A 23,428-nucleotide genomic window follows, 5' to 3' on the forward strand; every position below is an offset into this window, starting at 1 on the left:
CCGAGAGGAATCCCATGTCCGTCAAACGCAATCTCCTGAGCCTGGCGCTGGCCGCCACCGTCCTGTCGCTGTCCGGCGCCGCGCTGGCCGCCGATCCCGCCAAAAAGGAAATCGTCTTCGGCGCCACCGCCGGCCCCTACAGCGACCAGATCAAGCTCGGCATCAAGCCGATCCTGGAGAAGCAGGGCTACACCGTGCGCATCGTCGAATTCAACGACTACGTGCAGCCGAACTTCGCTCTGGCGCAAGGCGCGCTGGACGCCAATGCTTTCCAGCACATCGTGTACCTGCAGAACTTCGCCGCCAAGAACAAGCTGGAGCTGTCGGAGCTGGTCAAGGTGCCGACCGCGCCCATCGCCATCTACAGCCGCAAGTACAAGAGCGTGGACGCCGCGCCCGAGGGCGTGAGCGTGGCGGTGCCGAACGATCCGACCAACCAGGCGCGCGCGCTGGTGGTGCTGCAGGAACTGGGCTGGATCAAGCTGCGCGAAGGCTACGACCCGTTGCGGGTATCGGAGAAGGACGTGGCCGTGAACGTGAAGAAGATCAAGCTTATCCCGCTGGAGGCGGCGCAGTTGCCGCGCTCGCTGGAGGACACCGACTACTCGTTCGTGAACGGCAACTTCGCGCTGGCCTCGGGCCTGAAGCTGACCGAGGCGCTGGCGCTGGAGAAGACCACGCCCACCTACCAGAACCTGGTGGCGGTGCGCACGGCCGACCTGGACAAGCCGTTCGTCAAGGACATCGCCGCGGCCTACGCCTCGCCCGAGTTCCTGGCGGTGACCGAGAAATCGTTCGCCGGCTTCGTCAAGACCGACTATCAGCAGAAGCTGGCGGCGTCCCGCTGAGGACGCGGCGCCCGGAGGCCACGCCATGTTCGTCAACCCCAACGAGTTCGAGCTGTTGCAGCACCTGGACGTGCCCGGGCGCGCCGATCGCGAACCGGCCGCCGACGAGGTGATGCCGGCCCGGGCCGCGCTGCGCGTGACCCTGCGGCAGCTGTCCAAGCGCTATGGCGAGCGCCTGGTGCTCAAGGGGCTGGACCTGGATATCGCGCCGGGCGAGTTCGTGGCGGTGGTGGGACAGAGCGGCTGCGGCAAGAGCACCCTGCTGCGCCTGCTGGCCGGGCTGGAGACGCCCAGCGCGGCGCAGGGCGGCGTGCCGTCGCGCTCGCCGGTGCTGTTCGACAACTTTCCGCAATGGTCGGCCGACAGCCGGGTGCGGATGATGTTCCAGGACGCGCGCCTGCTGCCTTGGAAAAGCGTGGCGCAGAACGTGGCGCTGGGCCTGCCCGGCCAGGCACGGGCCCAGGCGGCCGAAGTGCTGCGGCAGGTGGGCCTGGGCGACCGCGGCGGCGACTGGCCGGCGCAACTGTCCGGCGGCCAGCGCCAGCGCGTGGCGCTGGCCCGCGCGCTGGTGCACCGGCCGGGCCTGCTGCTGCTGGATGAGCCGCTGGGCGCGCTGGACGCGCTGACCCGCATCGGCATGCAGCAACTGATCGAGGACATCTGGCGTCGCGACGGCTTCACCGCGGTGCTGGTGACGCACGACGTGGGCGAGGCGGTGGCGCTGGCCGACCGCATCCTGGTGATCGACGAGGGCCGCGTGGTGCTGGACGAGCGCGTCGAGCTGGCGCGGCCGCGTTCGCGGGGCTCGGCCGCCTTCGCGGCGCTGGAGGCGCGGGTGCTGCGGGTGGTGATGAAGCAGGAGGCGCCGGCGGCGGGGGACAGGCCCCTTGCGCCGGTCATACAGATACGGCACCTGCGGCTCGCGGTTTAGTCCGCGGCCGCGGGGGCGGTTTTCCTGGCAAGCGCCGCCCGGGCGCGAGCGGGACCCAACGGAAATCCTTCCATTTTTTCAGGAGCAGGACCATGAGCATTCAATCCATCAACGCCCGCAACCAGTTCCGCGGCAAGATCAAGGAAATCATCCTGGGCCCGGTGGTCTCGGAGGTCGACGTGGACACGCCCGCCGGCATCGTCACGTCCGTCATCACGACCCGTTCGGTCAAGGAACTCGACCTGCAGGTCGGCACCGAGGTGCTGGCCTTCGTCAAGGCCACGGAAGTCTCGGTCGCCAAGCTGTAGGCATGCGCTGCCGGAATCGGCGCCTTTCCGGCGCCGGTTTCGGTACATGTCGCCGGCCACGCCAAGGGCCCGGTGTGTCGTTCGGAACCTGGAATAACATCACGCCGCAACCCATTGGCGCCAAATGTTTTTTTACGATTGTTGCAGGTGTGGCGGCGCGAGCGTTGTAGCGGTGCCGCAACCTGCCTGCCGCGCGGCCCGGTCGGCCGGGGTTTACGGTTTTTTGACAGTTGGCTATGCCAAAATGGCGAGCACTGGGATCGGCGCCCGATCCCCTTTTGTCGGACCTGGAAATTGAATCCCTTGCATTTTGTCCGCTGCGCCATTTTCGGCGCAGGGATGGCGCTCAGCGCCGCCGCGGCGTCGGCCCCGATCTTCGTCCTGAACTCCCTGGACGCCAACGTCAGCATCGTCGATCCCGCCACGTACACGGAACTGCGGCGCGTCCCCACGGGCAAGGAACCGCACCACCTGTATCTCACGCCTGACAAGAAGTCGCTGATGGTCGCCAACGCCACCGGCGACTCGATCACGCTGATGGATCCCAAGACCGGCGAGGTGCAGCGCACCCTGACCGGCATCGTCGATCCCTACCAGTTGCAGTTCTCGCCGGACATGAAGTGGTTCGTCACGGCCGCCAATCGCCTGGACCACATCGACATCTACGCCTGGAAGCCGCTGGAAAAGGGCTTTGACCTGACGCTGGTCAAGCGCATCCCGGCCGGCAAGACGCCCAGCCACATCATGATCGACGCCAAGAGCACCACGGCGTACGTCACGCTGCAGGACAGCGACCAGCTCATCGCCATCGACCTGGCCACGCAGACGCCCAAATGGACCGTCTCGGTTGGCAAGACCCCGGCCGACGTGTTCCTCACGCCCGACCAGAAGACGCTGCTGGTGGCGCTGACCGGCGATTCCTACGTCGAGGCCTATGACGTCAGCAAGGGCCCGGCCAAGCTGATCTCGCGCATCAAGACCGCCGCCGGCGCGCACGCCTTCCGCGCCCAGGGCGACCAGCGCCACCTGTTCGTCAGCAACCGCACCGCCAACTCCATCAGCCGCATCGACCTGCAGACGCTGGCCGTGGTCGACACCTTCCCGGTGCCGGGCGGTCCCGATTGCATGGACGTGCTGGCCGACGGCAAGACCCTGCTGGTCACGTCGCGCTGGGCCCGCAAGCTCACCGTGGTGGACCTGGAGCAGAAGAAGGTCGTCAAGCAGGTCAACGTCGGCAAGTCGCCGCACGGCGTCTGGACGCTGAACCATGCGGCGACCCGCTAAACGGCAACTGGCCGCCGCCGTCTGCCTGGCGCTGGCGGCGCAGGCCGCCACGGCGGCCCCCGCGTCCTGTGACAAGCCGGTCTACCTGACCTTCGACACCGGCCACATGGGCGTGGCGCCGCTGATCGCCGACGTGCTGGCGCGCCACCACGTCAAGGTCACGTTCTTCCTGGCCAACGAGCGCACGCTGACCGACGGCAGCAGCCTGGACGACCAGTGGGCGCCGTGGTGGAAGGCGCGCGCGGCCGAGGGCCACGTGTTCGGCTCGCACACCTACGACCACGTCTACTGGCAGGGCGACCTGCCGGACGGCAAGTTCCGCGTCAAGCCCAGCGCCGGCCCCGACACGGGTAAGCGCGAGACCTGGACCGCCGAGCAGTACTGCGCCGAGATCAAGCGCTCCGCCACCCGCTTCACGCAGATGACCGGCAAGCAGATGCTGCCGCTGTACCGCGCGCCGGGCGGCAAGACCTCGCCGGCCCTGCTGCGCGCCGCCAAGGCCTGCGGCTTCGAGCACGTGGGCTGGGCGCCGGCCGGTTTCCTGGGCGACGAACTGCCCAGCGACAAGTACCCCAATGCCAAGCTGCTGGACCAGGCGCTGCGCACCATCAAGCCCGGCGACATCCTGCTGGCGCACCTGGGCATCTGGTCGCGCCAGGACCCCTGGGCGCCCGCCGTGCTGGAGCCGCTGATTGAAGGCCTGCAGCGCAAGGGCTATTGTTTTGCTACCTTGGATACGCATCCGGCTTACCGCGACTGGATCGCCACGCATCACTGATCATGGATACGCTTAGTCAATGGTTCGGGAACTGCCAGCAATGGCTGTTCGAAACCCTGGTGCAGCCGGCGCTGTTCCACCTGGGCCTGAGCAATTTCATCGAGGACGGCTACGACGCCACCATGTGGCTGCTGGTCGGCCTGCTGCAGGTGGCCGTGCTGCTGCTGGTGTTCGGCCCGCTGCAGCGCCTGCGCCCGGTCGAGCCGGTCACCGACCGCCGCCAGATCGGCATCGACGTGCTCTACACGCTGATCCATCGCCTGGGCGTGTTCCGCCTGGCGTTGTTCTTCACCATCGACCCGTTCTGGGACAGCATCTTCGGGCAGCTGCACATCTGGGGCTTCGCGCCGTTCCAGCTCGACCAGTACTGGCCCGGCGTGACCGACCAGGCCTGGGTCAGCCTGATCATCTACCTGCTGCTGTTCGACCTGGTGGACTACCTGTACCACCGCGCCCAGCACCGTTTCGCCTGGCTCTGGGCGCTGCACGCGGTGCACCACAGCCAGCGCCAGATGACCATGTGGAGCGATGACCGCAACCACCTGCTGGACGACATGCTGCGCGACGTCGTGGTGGTGTTCGTGTCGCAGCTGGTGGGCGTGCCGCCCGCGCAGTTCGTGGCGATCGTGGCCATCACCCAGCTGGCGCAGAGCTTCTCGCACGCCAACCTGCGCATGCACTTCGGCGCCATTGGCGAACGCCTGCTGGTCAGCCCGCGTTTCCACCGCCATCACCATTCCATCGCCTATGACGCGTCGACGCCGGGGCCGGCCGGCGGCTATAACTTTGCCGCGCTGTTCCCGATCTGGGACGTGTTGTTCCGCTCGGCGCGCTTCGGCGTCGGCTACGGCCCCACCGGCATCCATGACCAGCAGCCGGAACTGGGCGGCCGCGACTACGGCCAGGGCTTCTGGTCGCAACAGTGGCTGGGCCTCAAGCGCATGGTCGGCCGCGACCGTGAACCGGCCGTGACGGCGCCGCCGTCGCGCCCGCCGGGCGCGGCCGAAGGCGCGTGACGCGCCGCGTTGCGCCGTCGCCCAAAAAAACCGGGCCTCAAGGCCCGGTTTTCATGTCCGCTCACCTGCGACCTGGACGCCGCTCATCGCAAGAATAGCCGCCCGCCCGCCGGGCCGCCCCAAGGGCGGGCAGCCCCCTTGGGGGGCAGCTAGCGTGCGAAGCGCGCGCGGCGTGGGGGTCCGTTCCTTCCGCCCGCCGGGCCGCCCCAAGGGCGGGCAGCCCCCTCGGGGGGCAGCTAGCGCGCGAAGCGCGCGCGGCGTGGGGGTCCGTTCCTTCCGCCCGCCGGGCCGCCCCAAGGGCGGGCAGCCCCCTCGGGGGGCAGCTAGCGTGCGAAGCGCGCGCGGCGTGGGGGCGTTCACCCCTCATGGGTGGTTTCGCGCTTGATCTCGTCGTGGCGCCGTTCCATTTCCTGGCGCAGTTCGCGGCGCAGGCGGGCGGCCTCGAAGCGCTGCTTTTCCTCGAGGTTGCGCGGCGCCAGCGGCGGCACCGCGGTGGGGGCGCCGTTGTCGTCCACCGCCACCATCGTGAAGTAACAGCTGTTGGTGTGGCGCACCAGCTTCTTGCGGATGTCCTCGGTGACCACCTTGATGCCGATTTCCATCGAGGTACGGCCGGTGTAGTTCACCGCCGCCAGGAAGGTCACCAGCTCGCCAACGTGAATCGGCTCGCGGAATACGACCTGGTCGACCGACAGGGTCACCACGTACTGGCCGGCGTAGCGGCTGGCACAGGCGTAGGCGACCTGGTCCAGGTACTTGAGGATGGTTCCGCCGTGCACATTGCCTGAGAAGTTCGCCATATCGGGCGTCATCAGGATGGTCATCGACAGTTGGTGGCTAAAGGCTTCGTCCATGGCGGGCGTTCTACTCGGCGACAAAACGCCTATGGTAGTGGCGAAACCCTGTCATGGCGCCGTCGGCGGCGGGTTTGTCAGGGTTTCTTCGCGGGGCCGGGGACGGGAGCGCCGGGCGGCGTCGTGGCGGGCGTTGCGACGGGCGCCGGCGCGGCCCCCGCCCGGGGTTCCGCCTCGGGCGCGGATTCCGGTTCGGCCTCCGGTTCGTCGCGCACGGCCGGCGGTGGCGTCCACAGCCCGTCCAGCAGGGCCGGACCCGGGGCATAGACCCGCAGCAGCACGTATACCGGGCCGCTGGCCGCCACCGGCAGCCAGTTGGCCTGCGCGCCGGGCTCGGGGGCGGCGTGGCTGATCAGCAGGTCGAGCGAGCCGTCGGCGTTGTACTGCAGCGGATCGCGTTCGCCCAGCGCGTAGCGGTCGATGGGATTGGCCACCGGCAGGCCTTGCGCGTCGTAGGCGGCCAGCGACCACCGCGCGCCGGCTGGCGGCAACTGGCCGCTGTCGAAGTGCAGCGTATAGCGATGGGCGCCATCCAGCGGCCGGCCCTGGCTGTCGGCGGCCAGCAGCAGCGCCGACAGGTCCTCGGGCAGCCCCGCGCCCGGCTGGGCCTGGGCCGACAGCGCGCGCCGCAGGTAGGCGTTGCCGTAGACGCCGGCGCTGGCCGTCTCGCGCTGCCAGCCGTTGACGCTGGCCAGGCTGACGCCGGCGGCCGCCAGCATGCGTTCGCGCGCTTCGCGCAGGCCGCGCCGCAGGCCCTGCTTGACCGGGTGGTCGAGCTTGTCGAAGTCGAACGGCCGGCCGGGGATCAGCCCGACCCGGCGCAGCTTGGCCAGCACGGGCTGGTCGGTGGCATGCGCCGGATTGCGGCGCAGCAGCTCGGCGGCATAGGTGAAGAAGGCGTCGGTCGGCATCGATTCGACCTGCTCGCGCACCGGCGTCTTCAGGTCCAGCGACGGATCGGCCTTGATGCGCTGCGACTGCGGCGGCAGGTTCCACTGCGCCAGGGGCGTCAGAGTGAAGCCATCCTGCAGCGCGTGGACCGCCGGATAGTCAGCCGGGCCGTCGGTCTGGACCAGTGAGCGGGCCCAGACATACGCCGTGGGCGCGTCGATGCGCGGCATGCCCGAAGGCAGGGTGCCGGACCAGCCCGGCGGCACGATCGCGGTATTGCCGCGGGCGGTGCCCGTGCTGCGCTTGCCAACCGTGGCGAAGGCCTCGTTCCACAGATCCAGCAGCGTCAGGGTATACGGGCGTCCCTGACTGTCCGGCACCGACAGCACCACCGGCCCGGCGCTCAGGTCGATCCAGGCGGTGCTGCGCAGCATGTCAGGGTTGCCCCAGGGCGTGGCCGCGCCCGGCCGGGGCAGGGCGCGGGTGTGCAGGAAGGTGTTGGCGGGCGCGCCCAGGCCGCCCTGCGACGGATGCGTGAACTGGCGCCGGGTCAGGTCCAGGGTGAGCAGCGGGTAGAAATACAGATAGCCTTCCATTGCCGCCTCGCGGGCGGATTCGGTGGCCGCCGCCGCCGGGGTCGGCGCCGGCGCGGCGACGGCTGGCGCGGGCGACAGGCCGTGCGCGGCCAGCGACAGGGACAGGACCAGGGGGGCAAAACGGCGCATCGGCGCTCCAACGGGCAGGCAAGAAGGGCGTAAAAGCGGGCCGGAACCCGCCGCGAGCAATGGTAGCAGTCTCGCGATCATCCAAAATCCGCGAAAAAGCCCGATCCTGGCGGTAAATCGTTCTCATTGCCCGATTTTGTGTTCAGGGGACGCAAGGCATGGCAACTCGCTCGCGCTGCGCCTATACTTGCTTGCATATCCTTGGAATTCGTAGGGCTTTTCCCCCGGACCGGCCCGCGCTTTCCTCCTATTCACCCGGAGAGGAGTGCTTCATGGTCAACATGAACCGCCGCCAGTTCTTCAAGGTGACCGGTACCACGCTGGCTGGCTCGAGCCTGGCATTGCTGGGGGTAGCCCCTGGCACGGCCATGGCCGAGGTGCGCCAGTACAAGCTTGCGCGCATGACGGAAACGCGCAACACCTGTCCCTACTGTTCGGTCGCCTGTGGTCTGCTGATGTATGGCCTGGGCGATGGCGCCAAGAATGCCCGCGCCAGCATCATGCACATCGAGGGCGACCCCGACCACCCCGTCAACCGCGGCACGCTCTGTCCCAAGGGCGCGGCCCTGATCGACTTCATCCACAGCCCCAACCGCCTGAAGTACCCGGAATACCGGGCGCCCGGTTCGGACAAGTGGGAACGGATCTCCTGGGACGACGCGCTCACGCGCATCACCAAGCTCATGAAGGCCGACCGTGACGCCAACTTCGTCGAAAAGACCGAAGACGGCAAGACGGTCAACCGCTGGCTGACCACCGGCATGCTGGCCGCCTCGGCAAGCAGCAACGAGGTCGGCTATATCACGCACAAGACCGTGCGTAGCATGGGGATGCTGGCGTTCGACAACCAAGCCCGTGTCTGACATGGCCCGACGGTGGCAGGTCTTGCCCCGACGTTTGGCCGTGGAGCGATGACGAACCATTGGGTCGACATCAAGAACGCGGACGTAGTACTGATCATGGGCGGCAATGCCGCCGAGGCCCACCCCTGCGGGTTCAAATGGGTCACGGAAGCGAAAGCCCATAACAAGGCGAAGCTGATCGTCGTGGATCCGCGCTTCACGCGCTCGGCATCCGTGGCGGACTTCTACGCGCCCATACGCACCGGCACCGACATCATCTTCCTGGGTGGCGTCATCAAGTACCTGTTGGATCACGACAAGATCCAGCACGAGTACGTGCGCAACTACACCGACTTTTCCTACATCGTGCGCGAGGACTTCGCGTTCGACGCGGGCCTGTACTCCGGCTACAACGCCGAGAAGCGGACCTACGACAAGGCCAGTTGGGACTACGAGCGCGGCGACGACGGCTACGTCAAGACCGATCCGACGCTGGCGCATCCGCGTTCGGTCTACCAACTGCTCAAGAAGCACTACTCGCGCTATACCGAAGAGATGGTCGAACGCGTCTGCGGCACGCCGCGCGACAAGTTCCTGAAGGTCTGCGAGATGCTGGCGTCCACCGCCACCACCGACCGGGCCGCCACCATCCTGTACGCGCTGGGCTGGACGCAGCACTCGATCGGTTCGCAGATCATCCGCACCGGCGCCATGGTGCAGCTGCTGCTGGGCAACATCGGCATCGCCGGCGGCGGCATGAACGCGCTGCGCGGGCACTCGAACATCCAGGGCCTGACCGACCTGGGCCTGATGTCGAACCTGCTGCCCGGCTACATGACGCTGCCCAACGAGCCCGAGCAGGACTACGGCAAGTACATCGCCGCGCGCGCGCTCAAGCCGCTGCGGCCGAACCAGCTCAGCTACTGGCAGAACTACGGCAAGTTCCACGTGAGCCTGATGAAGGCCTGGTGGGGCAAGGCCGCGACCGCCGAGAACAACTGGGCGTTCGACTACCTGCCCAAGCTCGACAAGCTCTACGACATGCTGCAGGTCTACGAGCTGATGAACCAGGGCAAGATGAACGGCTACCTGGCGCAGGGCTTCAACCCGCTGGCGGCCGCGCCCAACAAGGCCAAGCTGAACGCCGGTTTCGCCAAGCTCAAGTTCCTGGTCATCATGGACCCGCTGGTCACCGAGACCTCGGAATTCTGGCGCAATGCCGGCGAGGCCAACGACGTCGATCCCAAGCAGATCCAGACCGAAGTGTTCCGCCTGCCCACCACCTGTTTCGCCGAGGAAGACGGCGCGCTGGTGAACTCCGGGCGCTGGCTGCAATGGCACTGGAAGGGCGCCGAGCCGCCGGGCGAGGCCAAGAGCGACATCGAGATCATGTCGCTGATCTTCACGCGCCTGCGCAAGATGTACCAGGAAGAGGGCGGCAAGTACCCCGACCCCATCGTCAACCTGTCCTGGCCGTATTCCAACCCGCAGAGCCCGACCGCGGAAGAGCTGGCCAAGGAATACTCGGGCAAGGCGCTGGTGGACCTGGTCGACCCCAAGGACCCGACCAAGGTCACGCGCAAGGGCGGCGAACAACTGGCCGGCTTTGCCGAGCTGCGCGACGACGGTTCCACCGCCAGCGGCTGCTGGATCTTCGCCGGCGCCTGGGGGCCCGGCGGCAACCTGATGGCGCGCCGCGACAACAGCGACCCGACCGGCATCGGCCAGACGCTGAACTGGGCCTGGGCCTGGCCGGCCAACCGCCGCATCCTGTACAACCGCGCCTCCTGCGACGTCGCGGGCAAGCCGTTCAACCCGCGCCGCAGCCTGATCTCGTGGAACGGCAAGGCCTGGGTCGGCGCCGACATCCCCGACTTCAAGGGCGATGAAAACCCCGACGGCGGCATGGGCCCGTTCATCATGAACCCCGAGGGCGTGGCGCGCTTCTTCGCGCGCGCCGGCATGGCCGAAGGGCCGTTCCCGGAACACTACGAGCCGTTCGAGACGCCGCTGGGCTACAACCCGCTGTATCCGAAGGCCAAGGGCGTCACCAGCAACCCGGCGGCGCGCGTGTTCAAGGACGACCTGGCGGCGATGGGCACGGTGGACAAGTTCCCCTACGTGGCCACCACCTACCGCCTCACCGAGCACTTCCACTACTGGACCAAGAACGTCCGCATCAACGCGATCCTGCAACCCGAGCAGTTCGTCGAGATCAGCGAGGTCATGGCCAAGGAACTGGGCATCGCCAACGGTTCGCGCGTGAAGGTGTCGTCCAACCGCGGCTACATCAAGGCGGTGGCGCTGGTCACCAAGCGCCTGCGCCCGCTGACCATCGAGGGCAAGACGGTCTACCACGTCGGCATCCCGATCCACTGGGGCTTTGTCGGCATTGCCAAACCGGGCTTCCTGACCAACACCCTGACCCCGTTCGTGGGCGACGGCAATTCGCAGACACCGGAATTCAAGTCGTTCCTGGTGCAGGTCGAGAAGATCTAGGAGAGCGCTCATGTCTATGCAATCCCTCGACATCAAACGGCGCTCGGCCACCACCACGCCGCCGCCGGGCGTGCGCGAACCCATCACCGGGTCCGTGGCCAAGCTGATCGACGTCTCCAAGTGCATCGGCTGCAAGGCCTGCCAGAGCGCGTGCATGGAGTGGAACGATCTGCGCGACGAGATCGGCACCAACGTCGGCGTCTACGACAACCCGGCCGACCTGACCGAGCATTCCTGGACCGTCATGCGCTTCTCGGAATACGAGAACCCGCAGGGCGACCTGGAGTGGCTGATCCGCAAGGACGGCTGCATGCACTGCGAAGATCCGGGCTGCCTGAAGGCCTGTCCGTCGCCGGGCGCCATCATCCAGTACAACAACGGCATCGTCGACTTCCACGAAGAGAACTGCATCGGTTGCGGCTACTGCATCACCGGCTGCCCGTTCAACGTGCCGCGCATCAGCAAGAAGGACCACAAGGCGTACAAGTGCACCCTGTGTTCCGACCGCGTGGCCGTCGGCCAGGAGCCGGCCTGCGTCAAGTCCTGCCCCACCGGCGCCATCGTGTTCGGCACCAAGGACGACATGAAGCAGCACGCGGCCGAACGCATCGAGGACCTGAAATCGCGCGGTTTCGAGCAGGCCGGCCTGTATGACCCGCAGGGCGTGGGCGGCACCCACGTGATGTACGTGCTGCATCATGCCGACCAGCCCGGGCTGTACCACGGGCTGCCGAAGGACCCGCAGATCAGCCCGATGGTCTCGCTGTGGAAGGGCATCGCCAAGCCGCTGGGCGTGGCCGCCATGGCGCTGACGGCGCTGGCTGGCTTCTTCCACTACGCCCGCGTCGGCCGCAACGAGGTCGACGAGGAAGACGAACGTCGCGCCGAAGAGGAGATCCGCCATGAGTGACGACCGCCATCACCGCCGGATCAAGCGCTATTCCCCCGGCGAGCGCACCAACCACTGGATCATCGCCCTCACGTTCATCCTGTTGGCGCTGTCCGGGCTGGCGCTGTTCCATCCCTCGATGTTCTGGCTCACCAACCTGTTCGGCGGCGGTCCCTGGACCCGCATCCTGCATCCGTTCATCGGGCTGGTGATGTTCTTCTGCTTCGTGGTGTTCGCCGGCCACATGTGGCGCCACAACCTGATGACCAAGGCCGACCGCCAGTGGCTCAGCCAGCTCAACGACGTGGTCGAGAACCGCGAGGACAAGCTGCCGGAAGTCGGCAAGTACAACGCCGGCCAGAAGCTGCTGTTCTATGTGCTGATCCTGTGCATGCTGGGGCTGTTCGTCAGCGGCATCGTGATCTGGCGCGAGTTCTTCGCCTTCTATTTCCCGATCTGGGTGGTGCGCGCCGCCTCGGTGCTGCATGCCGTTTGTGCATTGGTGCTGATTTGCGCGATCATTGTGCATATTTATGCGGCGATCTGGGTCAAGGGCTCGCTCACGGCGATGCTGCGCGGCTACGTGACCGCGGGCTGGGCATGGAAGCACCACCGCGCCTGGTTCCGGGAACAAATCGGCAAGCAGTCCACGACGAAGTAAGCGGGCCCCGCGCGGCGGGCGCCACCTGGCGGTGGCGGCGCCGCCGGGTGGATCCCGCCCGATCCCACCGCACGGCTGCCTCCCCCTGTCGGGGCGGCAGCCGTGTTTGTTTATCTGGAGACGCAATTGCAGCGAATTCTTCCGCGTGGCGAGATCGAGGCGCTCGATCACAACACCATCCCCCGCATCCAGCTGCCGGCGCGCGATTCGGTTTTCGCGACGCGCGCGGCGCGCCTGCGGCAGCTGGCCGTGGATAGCCCGGTGGCCGACTACCTGCTGCTGATGGCGCGGCTGGTCGACGCCCAGCAGAACGCCCTGCGCGGCTGCAACGCGCCGCCGGCCTCGGAAGACCGCATCGCCCTGGCGCAGGCCCATGGCATGCCGCCGTTGCAGGCGGTGGGCTGGCCGCGCGACCCGCTGTGGCGCGACATCCTGCGCCAACTGGTCGGCGAGGTTGCCGGCGGCCAGGACGTGCCGGCCGAGGCCCTGGATGTCTGCGCGGCGTTGCGCCGCGCGCTCGACGAAGACACCGAATCGCTCGAAGACCTGGCCGAGGCGGTGCTGTCGGAACAGCATCGCGGCGTCGACGGCGCCGCCGCGCCGTTCGTCATGGCTGCCCTGCAGGTGTACTGGACCGACCTGGCCAGCCGCTTCGACGAAAAGCAATTGCCGGTGGCCTCGCCCTTCGGCGTCTGCCCGGTGTGCGCCAGCCTGCCGGTGGCCAGCGTGGTGCGCGTGGGCGGGCAGTTCGAGGGCTACCGCTACCTGTGCTGCAGCCTGTGCGCGACCCAGTGGCACATGGTGCGGGTCAAGTGTTCGCACTGCGAGGACGTCGAGTCCGTGGCCTACCAGGCCATCGAGGGCCGCGCGCCCGCCATCAAGGCCGAGACCTGCGACCGCTGCCATACCTACCGCAAGATCTTCTACCAGGACAAGGACCTGCACGTGGAGCCGGTGGCCGACGACCTCGCCAGCCTGATGCTGGACGTGCTGGTGGGCGAGGCCGGCTATTCGCGCGCCAGCGGCAATCCGCTGCTGTGGCACGGCGCCGAGGAGGAATAGCCATGACCGGGTTCGCCGCCGCCGCCGACATCCCCGCGCTCGACCGGCTGCTGAACGCGCCGGCGCTGGCCGCGGCGCTGGACTCGCATGGCCGCACGCAGGTGGTGGCGGCCCTGCGCCGGCACCTGGACGTCCTGCGCCAGCGCGCCCTGGCCGGCGAGCTGCCGCGCGCGGACCTGGCGGAAGCCGCCGTGGCCGCCGCCGTCGACAGCGCCCTGGCGCGTGCCGCCGCCCCGCGTCTGCGCGCCGTCTACAACCTGACCGGCACTGTGCTGCACACCAACCTGGGCCGCGCGTTGCTGCCCGACGAGGCGGTGGCCTCGGTGCTGCGCGCGCTGACCACGCCGGCCAACCTGGAATTCGACCTGGACAGCGGCGGCCGCGGCGACCGCGACGACCTGATCGACGACCTGCTGTGCGAACTGACCGGGGCCGAGGCCGCCACGGTGGTCAACAACAACGCGGCCGCCGTGCTGCTGATGCTGAACGCGCTGGCCGACCGTCGCGAGGTGGTGGTGTCGCGCGGCGAGCTGGTCGAGATCGGCGGCGCCTTCCGCATCCCGGACATCATGAAGCGCGCCGGCGCCAAATTGGTCGAGGTCGGCACCACCAACCGCACCCACGCCGCCGACTACGAGAACGCCATCGGCCCGCGCACCGCGATGCTGATGAAGGTGCATTGCAGCAACTACGCCGTCACCGGCTTCACCAAGAGCGTCGGCGTGGCCGAGGTGGCGGCACTGGCGCATGCGCGCGGCCTGCCGGCCACGGTGGACCTGGGCAGCGGCACGCTGGTGGACCTGACCCAGTTCGGCCTGCCGCGCGAGGACACGGTGCGCGAGACCATTGCCGCCGGCGCTGACCTGGTCACCTTCAGCGGCGACAAGCTGCTGGGCGGCCCGCAGGCCGGCCTGCTGGTCGGGCGCGCCGACCTGATCCGCAAGATCAAGAAGAACCCGCTCAAGCGCGCCCTGCGCGTGGGCAAGCTGACGCTGGCCGCGCTCGAACCGGTATTGCAGCTGTACCGCGCGCCGGAATTCCTGGCGCAGCGCCTGACCACGCTGCGCCTGCTGACGCGGCCGCAGCGCGAGATCCAGCCGCTGGCCGAGCGCCTGCGCGGCGTGCTGGCGCACGCGGCGGGCGCGGACTACGAGGTCGAGGCGGTGCCGATGTTCAGCCAGATCGGCAGCGGCGCATTGCCGGTGGACCAGTTGCCCAGTTACGGGCTGGCGGTGCGCTATCGCGGCAAGGGCCGTCCCGGCCGCCATCTGGACCGCCTGGAGACGCGCTTGCGCAACCTGCCGGTGCCGGTGATCGGCCGTATCGCCGATGATGCGCTGTGGCTCGATCTGCGCTGCCTGGAGGCGCGCGACGAGGCCGCCTTCACCGCACAACTCGCCGAAAGACTCGCTGAAGCCTCCGCCGCGTCATCGGCGCCGCAATCCGTGGAGCCGCGGGCATGATCGTCGGCACCGCCGGCCATATCGACCATGGCAAGACCACGCTGGTGCGGGCGCTGACGGGGGTCGACACCGACCGTCTCAAGGAAGAGAAGGCGCGCGGCATTTCAATCGAACTGGGCTACGCCTACACGCCCCTGCCCAACGGCGACGTGCTGGGCTTCATCGACGTGCCGGGCCACGAGAAGCTGGTGCACACCATGGCGGCGGGCGCCAGCGGCATCGACTTCGGCCTGCTGGTGGTGGCGGCCGATGACGGCGTCATGCCGCAGACCCGCGAACACCTGGCCATCCTGGCGCTGCTGGGCGTGGCGCGCGGCGCGGTGGCCTTGACCAAGGCCGACCGCGCCGACCCGGCCCGGCTGGCGGCGGTGCGCGGCGAGATCGCGGCGCTGGCGGCCGACACCTTCCTGCGGGACGCGCCCGTGTTCGAAGTGTGCGCGGCGCGCATCGGCGACGATGGCGTCGCGCGCCTCAAACAGCATCTGGATGAGACGGCGCAGGCGCTGGGCGCGCGCGACGGCGCGGGCCTGTTCCGGCTGGCGGTGGACCGCGTCTTCACGCTGGCCGGCCACGGCACCGTGGTCACCGGCACCGCGCACGGCGGCCGCGTCCGCGTCGGCGACGACGACGCCGACCTGCGCCTGATGCCGGCGGGCACGCGGGTGCGGGTGCGCGGCATCCACGCGCAGAACCAGCCCAGCGAGACCGGCGCGGCTGGCCAGCGCTGCGCGCTGAACCTGGCGGGCATCGACAAGAGCGCCATCACGCGCGGCGACTGGATTGCCGATGCGCGCTGCTTTCTGCCGTCGCGCCACGTCGATGTGGCCTTGACGCTGCTGCCCTCGGCCGACGCGCCGCTGCGGGCCTGGACGCCGCTGCACGTGCACATCGGCGCGGCGCGCCACGTGGGGCATGTGGTGCCGCTGTCGGCCGATGCCTTGGCGCCGGGCCAGTCGGGTTGGGTGCAACTGGTATTCGACGAATTGGTGTGCGCGATGCCGGGCGACCGCTACATTGTGCGCAATGCGCAGGCCACGCGCACGGTCGGCGGCGGCCGCGTGCTCGATCCGAACGCGCCGGACCGCAAGCGCCGCGCGCCGGCGCGGATGCAATGGCTGCGAGGCGTGGCGGAGATGCTGGACGGCGGCGGGCTGCAACCGCTGCTGGCGCAGGCCGTGCTGGGACTGGACGAGACGGCGCTGCAACGCCTGGCAGGCCGGCCGGTGCGCGAGCTGGCGGCGCCCGATGGCGCGATCTGGATCGAGCCGCGCGCGCCGCAGGGCGCGCGCACGCTGATCCTGGCCACGCACTGGGAAGCGCTGCGGGCGCGGGTGGAGCAGGCGCTGGCGACCTTTCACCAGGGCGCGCCGGACGAACCCGGGCCGGACGGCTCGCGCCTGCGCCGCATGGCGCTGCCGGCGGCGCCGGAGGCATTGTGGCAGGGGCTGCTGGACGATCTGCAGCAGCAGGGCCGGGTGTTGCGCAACGGGCCGTGGCTGCATCTGCCGGGCCACACCGCGGCGCTGGCCGAGGCCGAGGCGCAACTGGCGCAACGCCTGTTGCCGCTGCTGGCCGCGGGCGCCTACGACCCTCCCTGGGTGCGCGATCTGGCGCGCGCGCAGGGCGAGCCCGAGGAGCGCGTGCGGCAGGTGCTGCGCAAGCTGCTGCGGCGTGGCGAGGTGGCGCAGGTGGTGAAGGATCTGTTCTATCACCGCGAGCGGGTGGCGGAGCTGGCGGCGCTGGCGGTCGCGCTTGCCGGCAAACCCGAAGGGTTGAACGCGGCGGCCTTCCGGGATGCCACCGGCCTGGGGCGCAAACGCGCGATCCAGATCCTGGAATTCTTCGATCGGACGGGGCTGACACGGCGGCTGCGTGACACGCATGTGCTGCGCACGGACAGCGCGTACCTGGGGGCCGGGCAGGCGGTATCATAGGCGGGTTTTCGAGGAAGGCATCCGTGTCCGGTGGCACGGCCGGGCTTCAAACCCGGTTGGGGGCGTCAGACGTTCCCAGGTAGGTTCGACTCCTGCTGCCTTCCGCCATTCGTTCCCGCGATGGTCGTTCGGCCAAAAACAGGCGGACCGGTCTTGTATTGATGAGTCTGGTCCCTGTGGCCTCGTAATCCAGCGTAGTTTACCGATCCACCCGCGCCTGTTGGACGATGGATCGAATAATCGAAGACCCATGGCAAGACCCGGTTCAGGGCGCGAGGATTCACGCGCCTACGCATTACCGGATATGAACCACGTCGACCCCATTGCGCCACAGATCAGCCTGATCGTCCCTGTCTATAACTGCGAGCGGTATCTTGCCCACCAACTGGATGCGCTGTTGGGCAATGCCGCGATGAACATGGAGGTGATCGCGGTCGATGATGGTTCCGCCGATGGCGGCATGGCGATCCTGCAGGCCTATGCCGCCAAGGATGCGCGCCTGCGCATCATCAGGCAGACCCATCTCGGGCAGGGCGCCGCAAGGAATGCCGGCTTGCAGGCGGCGCGTGGTACCTGGATCGCATTCGCCGATGCCGATGACGTGTTGCCCGTGGCGGGGCTCGCTGCGTGGTACGAACAGGCCGTCTCGCAGGATCTGGACGTGTTGATCGGTAACGCATATCGCTTCACGGACACACCCCCTCCCGCGCCCCGGCCCGCGGTCCTGACACGGCAGCCGGTCGCGCGGACGATGGCCGGCACGGACTGGATCGTCCACTGTGTAGGCGTCGGGGAATGGCCGCACTACGTTTGCCTGCAACTTATCAGGCGTGACCTCATCTGCCGGCACCGGCTGGCATTCGAACCCACGATATTCCACGAAGACATTCTCTGGACTACCGAGCTCGCCCTTGTTGCCAAGCGGATCGGCTTCGCGCCCGAACCTGTGTATGGCTATCGCCGCAACCCCGATTCGACAACGCTGTCGACTTCGCCTCAGATCCGCCAGCGGCGCGGCATCAGCTATGTCCATATCATCGGCAGGTTGCTTGTCCTGTCCTCGCGACGAGAACTCGGCCGCAGGACTCGCATTGCCCTCGTCCGCCACGTTGTGCATGAACTTCTGTGCTTCGTAAGTCTGCTTCGCAATGACGTGGGCGATCCGCAGATGCGGGCCCACCTTGCGCGCGCCATGCTCGATCTTCGCGCCTGGCCGCGGCTGGTTCGCCACGCACGCGGTATTACCCAACTTCGACGCCTGCTCAAGGCGTATTGGCGCCTGCGACGGATGGTCCGCGCGGAAAGTCTCGCCGTGGCGGACGTGTCCACCAGCCGGTAGCCAATGCCTACGCGCGCAACATCCGCGTGACGACGCTGCTGACGTTCTCGGCTTTCCAGTCCAGCGCGCCCAGGTGCCAGTGGCGGATGCTGCCGCCGCGATCGACGAGGTAGTTTGCGGGCAGGCCGACGGCGTCCCATTTCTTGGAAGCGGTGCTGTTGCGGTCGTGCAGCACGGCGCCGGCGACGGGCCATTTGGCCAGGAAGGTGGTGATCTTGCCGAGGGCTTCGCCGACGTTGACAGCGACCAGGCGCAGGCCTTCCTCGCGGTGGCGCCTGGCCATGGCGGACATCAGGGGGATTTCGTCGCGGCAGGGGTCGCACCATGTCGCCCAGAAGCTGACGATGACGACATTGCCGCGCCAGTTGGCGAGTTTCTGTTCGCGGCCGGAGAGGTCGGGCAGGGCCAGGGGCGGGGTGGCGGCGGTCCAGGGCGCCCAGTCGGGGCCGGTGGCGAGCTTGAGGGCGCTGTCGCTGGCGGCGCCCGCCCAGGCAGGCAGGGCCGCCAGCGACAGGGCGGATTGCAGCAGTTGGCGGCGGCTGAGCATGGCGTGGCCCGCTCAGGTGGACAGCGGGCGCGCGGTCAGGGTGTAGCGGAAGCTGTCGGGGTCGAGGCTGTCCAGGCGGCCGTCGGCGGTTTCGCCGTTGGGGTACATCAGGAAGGGCACCGGGCCGTGGGCGGTGCCGGGCAGGGCGACGTCGTGGCCGTGGTTGTAGGCGACCCAGTTCATTTCCCAGGCGCCGAACAGCATGACGCGGGCGCTGCGCACGCGGGCATCGGTGGCCGGCAGGTCGCCGGGCGGCTCTTCCAGCATGACCTTGCGCACGTCCGCCGGGTCGACCGGGATCCAGCCGTAGCCGTCGGCGTAGAACTCGGCGCGGCAGTGCTGTGCTTTCGTCACGTCGCCGGCCTTGCCCAGGCTCTTGAAGCCGAGCTGCGAGTCGGCCACGCGCAGGCCGTAGGCGTCGCGTGCCGGGATGCCGGAAGCGCGCGCCAGGGCCACGAACAGCGCGTTGATATCGGCGCATTTGCCGTTCAGGTCGTTGGCGGTGAGCATGTAGCGCACGTCGCCGGTGCCGCAGCCGCGGGTGGAGGCGGTGCGGCAGGTGTTGTCGACCACCCAGTCATAGATCGCCCGGGCCCGCGCCAGCGTGCCGTGGTGACCCTGGGTGATGCGGTCGGCGGTGGTCTTGACGATGCCGTCGGTGGGCAGCAGCGCGGTCGGCTTGAGGAATTCGCGCAGCGTGGCGGCGCTTTCACGCGGCGCGCCGGGGGGCGGCTGGGTCAGGTCGACGCGGCGGTTGCGGGTCTGGAAGCGGCTGGTCACCGTGACCTCGCGCGGCGCCTGGGCGTCGGGCCATTGCACGGCGAGCATGCGCACGTCGTAGCCGGGGGCCTGCACCAGCTGCGCGGCCCCGCCGCCGCTGACCAGCCAGGCGCTTTGCGCGCCGCGCTGGTAACCGGTGTCGGTGGCATAGGGCAGCGGAATCCAGAGGCGCGGGTGGGCGCCGGGATCGCGGACCTGGATGTGGGTGGTCAGTTCGAAGCCGCGCCAGTCGGCGCTGACGGGCGCCTGTTCGGCGCGGGCGGCCAGGGGCAAGGCGGCCTGGGCGGCGCACAGCGCGCCCGAGAAACGGAGAAAGTGTCGGCGATCCATGAAGCCCTCACGCACGGTGAAGTTTGGCTGTCGGTGCGCCCGGTGGCGGGCGGCCGTCCGTTGCTGCCCGATCATCATAGGGCCATTCGGGGGCGCGATGCTATCCTTTTCCCATCACTTACGGAGAGACTGACATGACCCAGGATGCAGCGTCCGCGGCGGTGCCGCGCTTGACTTCGCTGTCGCACGGCGGCGGCTGTGGCTGCAAGATCGCGCCCGGCGTGCTGTCGCAATTGCTGGCCCGCTTCGGGCCGGCCGCCAGCTACCCCAACCTGCTGGTGGGCACCGAGACGGCCGACGATGCGGCGGTCTACCGGCTCAACGACGAGCAGGCCCTGATCGCGACCACCGACTTCTTCATGCCGATTGTCGACGATCCCTACGACTTCGGCCGCATCGCCGCGACCAACGCGCTGTCGGACGTGTACGCCATGGGCGGCACGCCGATCATGGCGCTGGCGATCGTCGGCATGCCCATCAACGTGCTGCCGCACGATGTCATCGCCGAGATCCTGCGCGGCGGCGAATCGGTGTGCAAGGACGCGGGCATTCCGGTGGCCGGCGGCCACAGCATCGACTCGGTCGAGCCGATCTACGGCCTGGCGGCGATGGGGCTGGTGCATCCGGACCGCATCAAGCGCAACGCCGACGCGCGCGCCGGCGACGTGCTGGTGCTGGGCAAGGGGCTGGGCGTGGGCATCCTGTCGGCGGCGCTCAAGAAGAACCGGCTGGACGCCGATGGCTACCGCGTGATGATCGACAACACCACCCGCCTGAATCGTCCGGGCGCGGCATTGGCCGCGATGGACGGCGTCCATGCCATCACCGACGTCACCGGCTTCGGCCTGCTCGGCCACGCGCTGGAGATGGCGCGCGGCGCGGGGCTGACCGCCGTGCTGCGGCGCGACACGCTGCCGTGGCTGCCGGGCGTGCAGGCCTTCGCCGCCGAGGGCGTGATCACCGGCGCGTCGGGCCGCAACTGGGCCTCGTATGGCGAGTCCGTGCGGCTGGGCGCGAGCGTGAGCGATGTCGAGCGGGCCCTGTTGACCGACCCGCAGACTTCGGGCGGCCTGCTGGTGGCCTGCGCGCCGGAAGCGGCGCAAGCGGTGCTGGCGCTGTTCCGCGAGCAGGGATTCGCGGATGCCGCGGTGGTCGGCGAGATGGCCGCCGGCGAGCCGCTGGTGCGCGTCGACTAGTCCGCGCCATGGGCTGCGCGGCGCGCCGGGCGGCCCAAGCCTGCGCGGTGGCGGACAGTCTTACGGCCGGTCCGGCCGCGCTGACGTCTGGTTCTGCACCTGGTAGTTGATCTGCCATTGCAGCAGCGGACCGTATGCCCCGAGCCGCGCCTGCTCGGCCGCCTGCGCGGGCGAAGCGGCCTGCTCCGGCGCCAGGGCCAGGCCGGTGGAGCCAGCCCATGGCTGGATGCGGCCGGGGCGATCGCGCTGATAGGCACCGTCGCGCGTGATCACCAATCGCGGATTGTTGAAGCCGAAGCACCATCGCGGATCGGGCCGCGCGGCCAGCAGGTCGCAGCCGCTGCGGAAATAGGGGGTGTCGGGCAGGCTCAGGTGGTACAGCGTGGGCAGGATGTCCTTGTGGCTGCCCGGCCGCGACGGGTCATACGTCGATTGCCCGCGGTAGCCGGGCGGCACATACAGGTAGAAGGGCACCGCGCGCGCCAGCGCGATGTCGCTGTCGGCGGCATAGTCCACGCCCAGGATGTTGTGGTCGCCGGTCACCGCGACGATGGTGCGGGCGCCCTGGGCCGAGGCTTTCAGGCCGGTCAGGAAGCGCCCCAGCTGGTCGTTCGCATAGCGCAGCGTGTCGAAGGCTTCGTCCAGGCCGGACCAGCTGTCATAGTAGGGCAGTCGTTCGATATCGCTCAGGTCCAGGCCGCCGCGCTGGCCTCCTTCGGGCACCAGGAACGGCGGATGATGGGTGGTGGACAGGGCGACGACGAACAGCGGTTCGCCGTCGCGGTCGGCCCGCGCCAGGCGCTCGGCGATGTAGCGGAACATGTATTCGTCGGGCACGCCCCAGGCGCCCGGCTGCGCCTCGGGGTAGCGCTGCCTCAGCGTCAGCTGGTCGGCGAATTCCTGCGCGCCCAGGTGCGTGGCGAAGCGGCCCAGATTGCGCCAGGTGGCCGCGCCCGAGGTGACGAAGACCACCCGGTAGCCGCGCGCCAGGAACGGCGTGAAGGCATTGCTGGCGAAGGTGGCGCTGGCCGCCGACGACTGGCTGGTGGCCAGCACCGGGCTGCGCACCAGCAGCCGGCTGAGCGAATCGATGGTGCCATTGCCTTCCGACAGGAATCGGTCGAAGCGCCAGTCCTGCTGCCAGTGCGGCCGCAGCGCGCCCAGCAGGTCGCGGCCTGGACGGTCGTACATGTTCATGTGGTAACCCATGCTTTCCATCACTTGCAGCACCACGTGCGGCGGGCGGGCGCGGGCCTGCGGGTTGGCGCCGGTGCTGGCCATGAAAGGCTGCAGCCCGTGGCCAGGTCGTCCCAGGAAGCGCTGGTAGAGCTGTTCGCCCTCTTCGGCGGTGACCGGTTTGAAGCGCTTGTCGTTGTCGCGCTCGGACAGGGCCCAGAAGAACGCCGATATGCCGTTGGGCGCGATGTCGTTGAGCAGGCGCAGCGAGGAAATGCCGGTGTCGTCCCTGTTGAGCGGGAAGGGTCCGAGCGAACCCCGGCAGGCCAGCACGGTGATGGCGATGATCAGCGACAGCCTCAGCGCGCTGGGCGCCAGCGCCCGGCGCGCCAGGCGCGTGCGCAGGATGAGGGCGCTCCAGCGCCGCGCCAGCCAGTAGGTGGCGCCCAGCACCGCCGCCAGCAGCGCCAGCGTCCGCAGCACCGGATAGCCGTGCCACAGCGTCACCAGGATGGCATGGGTATCGTCGTCCATCAGGCCGAACACGAAGATGTCGATCGAGCGCGAGAACGTGGCGAAGTAGCACACGCTGATCACGGTGCTGGCGGTGAACAGCATGGCCAGCACGGCGGCCAGCCAGGGCAGGGCGCGCAGCCACAGGGCGTACGCCGCTGGCCGCGCGGCCAGCAGCAGCGCGGCCAGCAACGGCACCGAGAACGCGATCGCCGCGACCTTGATGTCGAATAGCAGGCCGATCACCAGGGTGCGGTTGATGTCCTGCGGCAAGGCCGCGTAGGCGCCCGGCGGCGCGTACGCCGCCAGCAGGTAGGCGCGGCCCAGGCCTTGCGCGATTACGGACACCAGCCAGGGCGCCAGCAGGATGAGGAAGGAACGCTGGAAATTGAGAAACCAGTCTTGCCAGGCGTCGGCGGAACGGAAAAGCTTCATCTGCACCATGAATGGATAGCGTCGGTGCGCGTCGGACCAGGGCGGACGGCGCACGAATCAAGCGCGGGAAGCCGGGTCCGGACCCATGACTTGTCATGCAGGCGCAATCTACAGCAGGGCGCGGCCG

General features: G+C 68.8%; 19 protein-coding genes and 1 tRNA gene. 15 read left to right on the plus strand and 5 right to left on the minus strand.

The genetic code is table 11. From position 1 onward, the window contains the following. The first annotated feature begins 14 nt into the window (after positions 1 to 14). The 6 genes from ABFG95_RS16485 (at position 15) to ABFG95_RS16510 (ending at position 5,165) form a co-directional block, all read left to right on the plus strand. Positions 15 to 848 carry a MetQ/NlpA family ABC transporter substrate-binding protein gene (locus ABFG95_RS16485; RefSeq protein ID WP_175145158.1) on the plus strand — a complete coding sequence of 278 codons (834 nt, stop codon included), beginning with the start codon at positions 15 to 17 and terminating at the stop codon, positions 846 to 848. A 112-nt stretch (positions 849 to 960) separates the two neighbouring features. Next, positions 961 to 1,779: an ATP-binding cassette domain-containing protein gene (locus ABFG95_RS16490; RefSeq protein ID WP_232734961.1), complete on the plus strand. Its 819-nt coding sequence runs from the start codon at positions 961 to 963 to the stop codon at positions 1,777 to 1,779. A 92-nt stretch (positions 1,780 to 1,871) separates the two neighbouring features. Further along, positions 1,872 to 2,087: a molybdopterin-binding protein gene (locus tag ABFG95_RS16495; RefSeq protein WP_006227327.1), complete on the plus strand. Its 216-nt coding sequence runs from the start codon at positions 1,872 to 1,874 to the stop codon at positions 2,085 to 2,087. Between the two features lie 339 nt (positions 2,088 to 2,426). Further along, a complete protein-coding gene (locus ABFG95_RS16500; RefSeq protein ID WP_049070767.1) occupies positions 2,427 to 3,371 on the plus strand; it encodes a beta-propeller fold lactonase family protein in 945 nt (314 codons plus the stop codon). Next, positions 3,355 to 4,149 carry a polysaccharide deacetylase family protein gene (locus tag ABFG95_RS16505; RefSeq protein ID WP_059269041.1) on the plus strand — a complete coding sequence of 265 codons (795 nt, stop codon included), beginning with the start codon at positions 3,355 to 3,357 and terminating at the stop codon, positions 4,147 to 4,149. The genes ABFG95_RS16500 and ABFG95_RS16505 overlap by 17 nt, the downstream gene beginning before the upstream one ends. 2 nt (positions 4,150 to 4,151) lie before the next feature. Beyond that, positions 4,152 to 5,165 carry a sterol desaturase family protein gene (locus ABFG95_RS16510; protein WP_063582522.1) on the plus strand — a complete coding sequence of 338 codons (1,014 nt, stop codon included), beginning with the start codon at positions 4,152 to 4,154 and terminating at the stop codon, positions 5,163 to 5,165. A gap of 356 nt (positions 5,166 to 5,521) precedes the next feature. Here the strand turns inward: ABFG95_RS16510 and ABFG95_RS16515 are convergent, their stop codons facing one another. Both ABFG95_RS16515 and ABFG95_RS16520 read right to left on the minus strand, forming a co-directional pair. After that, complete coding sequence (locus ABFG95_RS16515) at positions 5,522 to 6,019, minus strand: acyl-CoA thioesterase (RefSeq protein WP_054420021.1); 498 nt, start codon at positions 6,017 to 6,019, stop codon at positions 5,522 to 5,524. Positions 6,020 to 6,096: 77 nt separating this feature from the next. Then, positions 6,097 to 7,635, minus strand: coding sequence for a DUF1254 domain-containing protein (locus ABFG95_RS16520; protein ID WP_348994791.1), 1,539 nt, complete (start codon positions 7,633 to 7,635; stop codon positions 6,097 to 6,099). 272 nt (positions 7,636 to 7,907) lie between these two features. Here ABFG95_RS16520 and fdnG point away from each other — a divergent pair, with 272 nt between their 5' ends. The 8 genes from fdnG to ABFG95_RS16560 all read left to right on the plus strand — a co-directional run bounded on the left by fdnG (position 7,908) and on the right by ABFG95_RS16560 (position 18,324). Further along, positions 7,908 to 10,976 carry a formate dehydrogenase-N subunit alpha gene (gene fdnG / locus ABFG95_RS16525; RefSeq protein ID WP_139122155.1) on the plus strand — a complete coding sequence of 1,023 codons (3,069 nt, stop codon included), beginning with the start codon at positions 7,908 to 7,910 and terminating at the stop codon, positions 10,974 to 10,976. Between the two features lie 10 nt (positions 10,977 to 10,986). Then, the gene (gene fdxH, locus ABFG95_RS16530) at positions 10,987 to 11,886 is read left to right on the plus strand and encodes a formate dehydrogenase subunit beta (protein WP_063582523.1); all 900 of its coding nucleotides are present in this window, start codon (positions 10,987 to 10,989) and stop codon (positions 11,884 to 11,886) included. After that, complete coding sequence (locus ABFG95_RS16535) at positions 11,879 to 12,526, plus strand: formate dehydrogenase subunit gamma (RefSeq protein ID WP_049070779.1); 648 nt, start codon at positions 11,879 to 11,881, stop codon at positions 12,524 to 12,526. The genes fdxH and ABFG95_RS16535 overlap by 8 nt, the downstream gene beginning before the upstream one ends. Positions 12,527 to 12,652: 126 nt before the next feature. Next, complete coding sequence (fdhE, locus tag ABFG95_RS16540) at positions 12,653 to 13,588, plus strand: formate dehydrogenase accessory protein FdhE (RefSeq protein ID WP_348994792.1); 936 nt, start codon at positions 12,653 to 12,655, stop codon at positions 13,586 to 13,588. Between the two features lie 2 nt (positions 13,589 to 13,590). Then, positions 13,591 to 15,051: an L-seryl-tRNA(Sec) selenium transferase gene (gene selA, locus ABFG95_RS16545; protein WP_348994793.1), complete on the plus strand. Its 1,461-nt coding sequence runs from the start codon at positions 13,591 to 13,593 to the stop codon at positions 15,049 to 15,051. Next, positions 15,048 to 16,985 carry a selenocysteine-specific translation elongation factor gene (selB, locus tag ABFG95_RS16550; RefSeq protein WP_348994794.1) on the plus strand — a complete coding sequence of 646 codons (1,938 nt, stop codon included), beginning with the start codon at positions 15,048 to 15,050 and terminating at the stop codon, positions 16,983 to 16,985. The genes selA and selB overlap by 4 nt, the downstream gene beginning before the upstream one ends. A 12-nt stretch (positions 16,986 to 16,997) precedes the next feature. Then, a tRNA-Sec gene (locus tag ABFG95_RS16555) sits at positions 16,998 to 17,093 on the plus strand. Positions 17,094 to 17,289: 196 nt separating this feature from the next. Continuing rightward, positions 17,290 to 18,324 (plus strand): glycosyltransferase, encoded by a 1,035-nt coding sequence (locus tag ABFG95_RS16560; protein WP_068956169.1) that lies wholly within the window; start codon positions 17,290 to 17,292, stop codon positions 18,322 to 18,324. 7 nt (positions 18,325 to 18,331) lie between these two features. Here the strand turns inward: ABFG95_RS16560 and ABFG95_RS16565 are convergent, their stop codons facing one another. Next, positions 18,332 to 18,871, minus strand: coding sequence for a TlpA disulfide reductase family protein (locus tag ABFG95_RS16565; protein WP_049070788.1), 540 nt, complete (start codon positions 18,869 to 18,871; stop codon positions 18,332 to 18,334). A gap of 12 nt (positions 18,872 to 18,883) precedes the next feature. Beyond that, on the minus strand, positions 18,884 to 19,981 hold the full coding sequence (locus ABFG95_RS16570) for a transglutaminase-like domain-containing protein (protein WP_068951397.1): 1,098 nt from the start codon (positions 19,979 to 19,981) through the stop codon (positions 18,884 to 18,886). A gap of 134 nt (positions 19,982 to 20,115) precedes the next feature. On the opposite strand from ABFG95_RS16570, the gene selD reads away from it, so the two are divergent. Continuing rightward, positions 20,116 to 21,177 carry a selenide, water dikinase SelD gene (selD, locus tag ABFG95_RS16575; protein WP_348994795.1) on the plus strand — a complete coding sequence of 354 codons (1,062 nt, stop codon included), beginning with the start codon at positions 20,116 to 20,118 and terminating at the stop codon, positions 21,175 to 21,177. Positions 21,178 to 21,237: 60 nt separating this feature from the next. On the opposite strand, the gene ABFG95_RS16580 is transcribed toward selD, so the two are convergent. Beyond that, positions 21,238 to 23,310, minus strand: coding sequence for an LTA synthase family protein (locus tag ABFG95_RS16580; RefSeq protein WP_348994796.1), 2,073 nt, complete (start codon positions 23,308 to 23,310; stop codon positions 21,238 to 21,240). Positions 23,311 to 23,428: the final 118 nt, after the last annotated feature.

Source organism: Achromobacter sp. HNDS-1 (assembly GCF_040084795.1).
Taxonomy (GTDB): domain Bacteria; phylum Pseudomonadota; class Gammaproteobacteria; order Burkholderiales; family Burkholderiaceae_B; genus Achromobacter; species Achromobacter ruhlandii.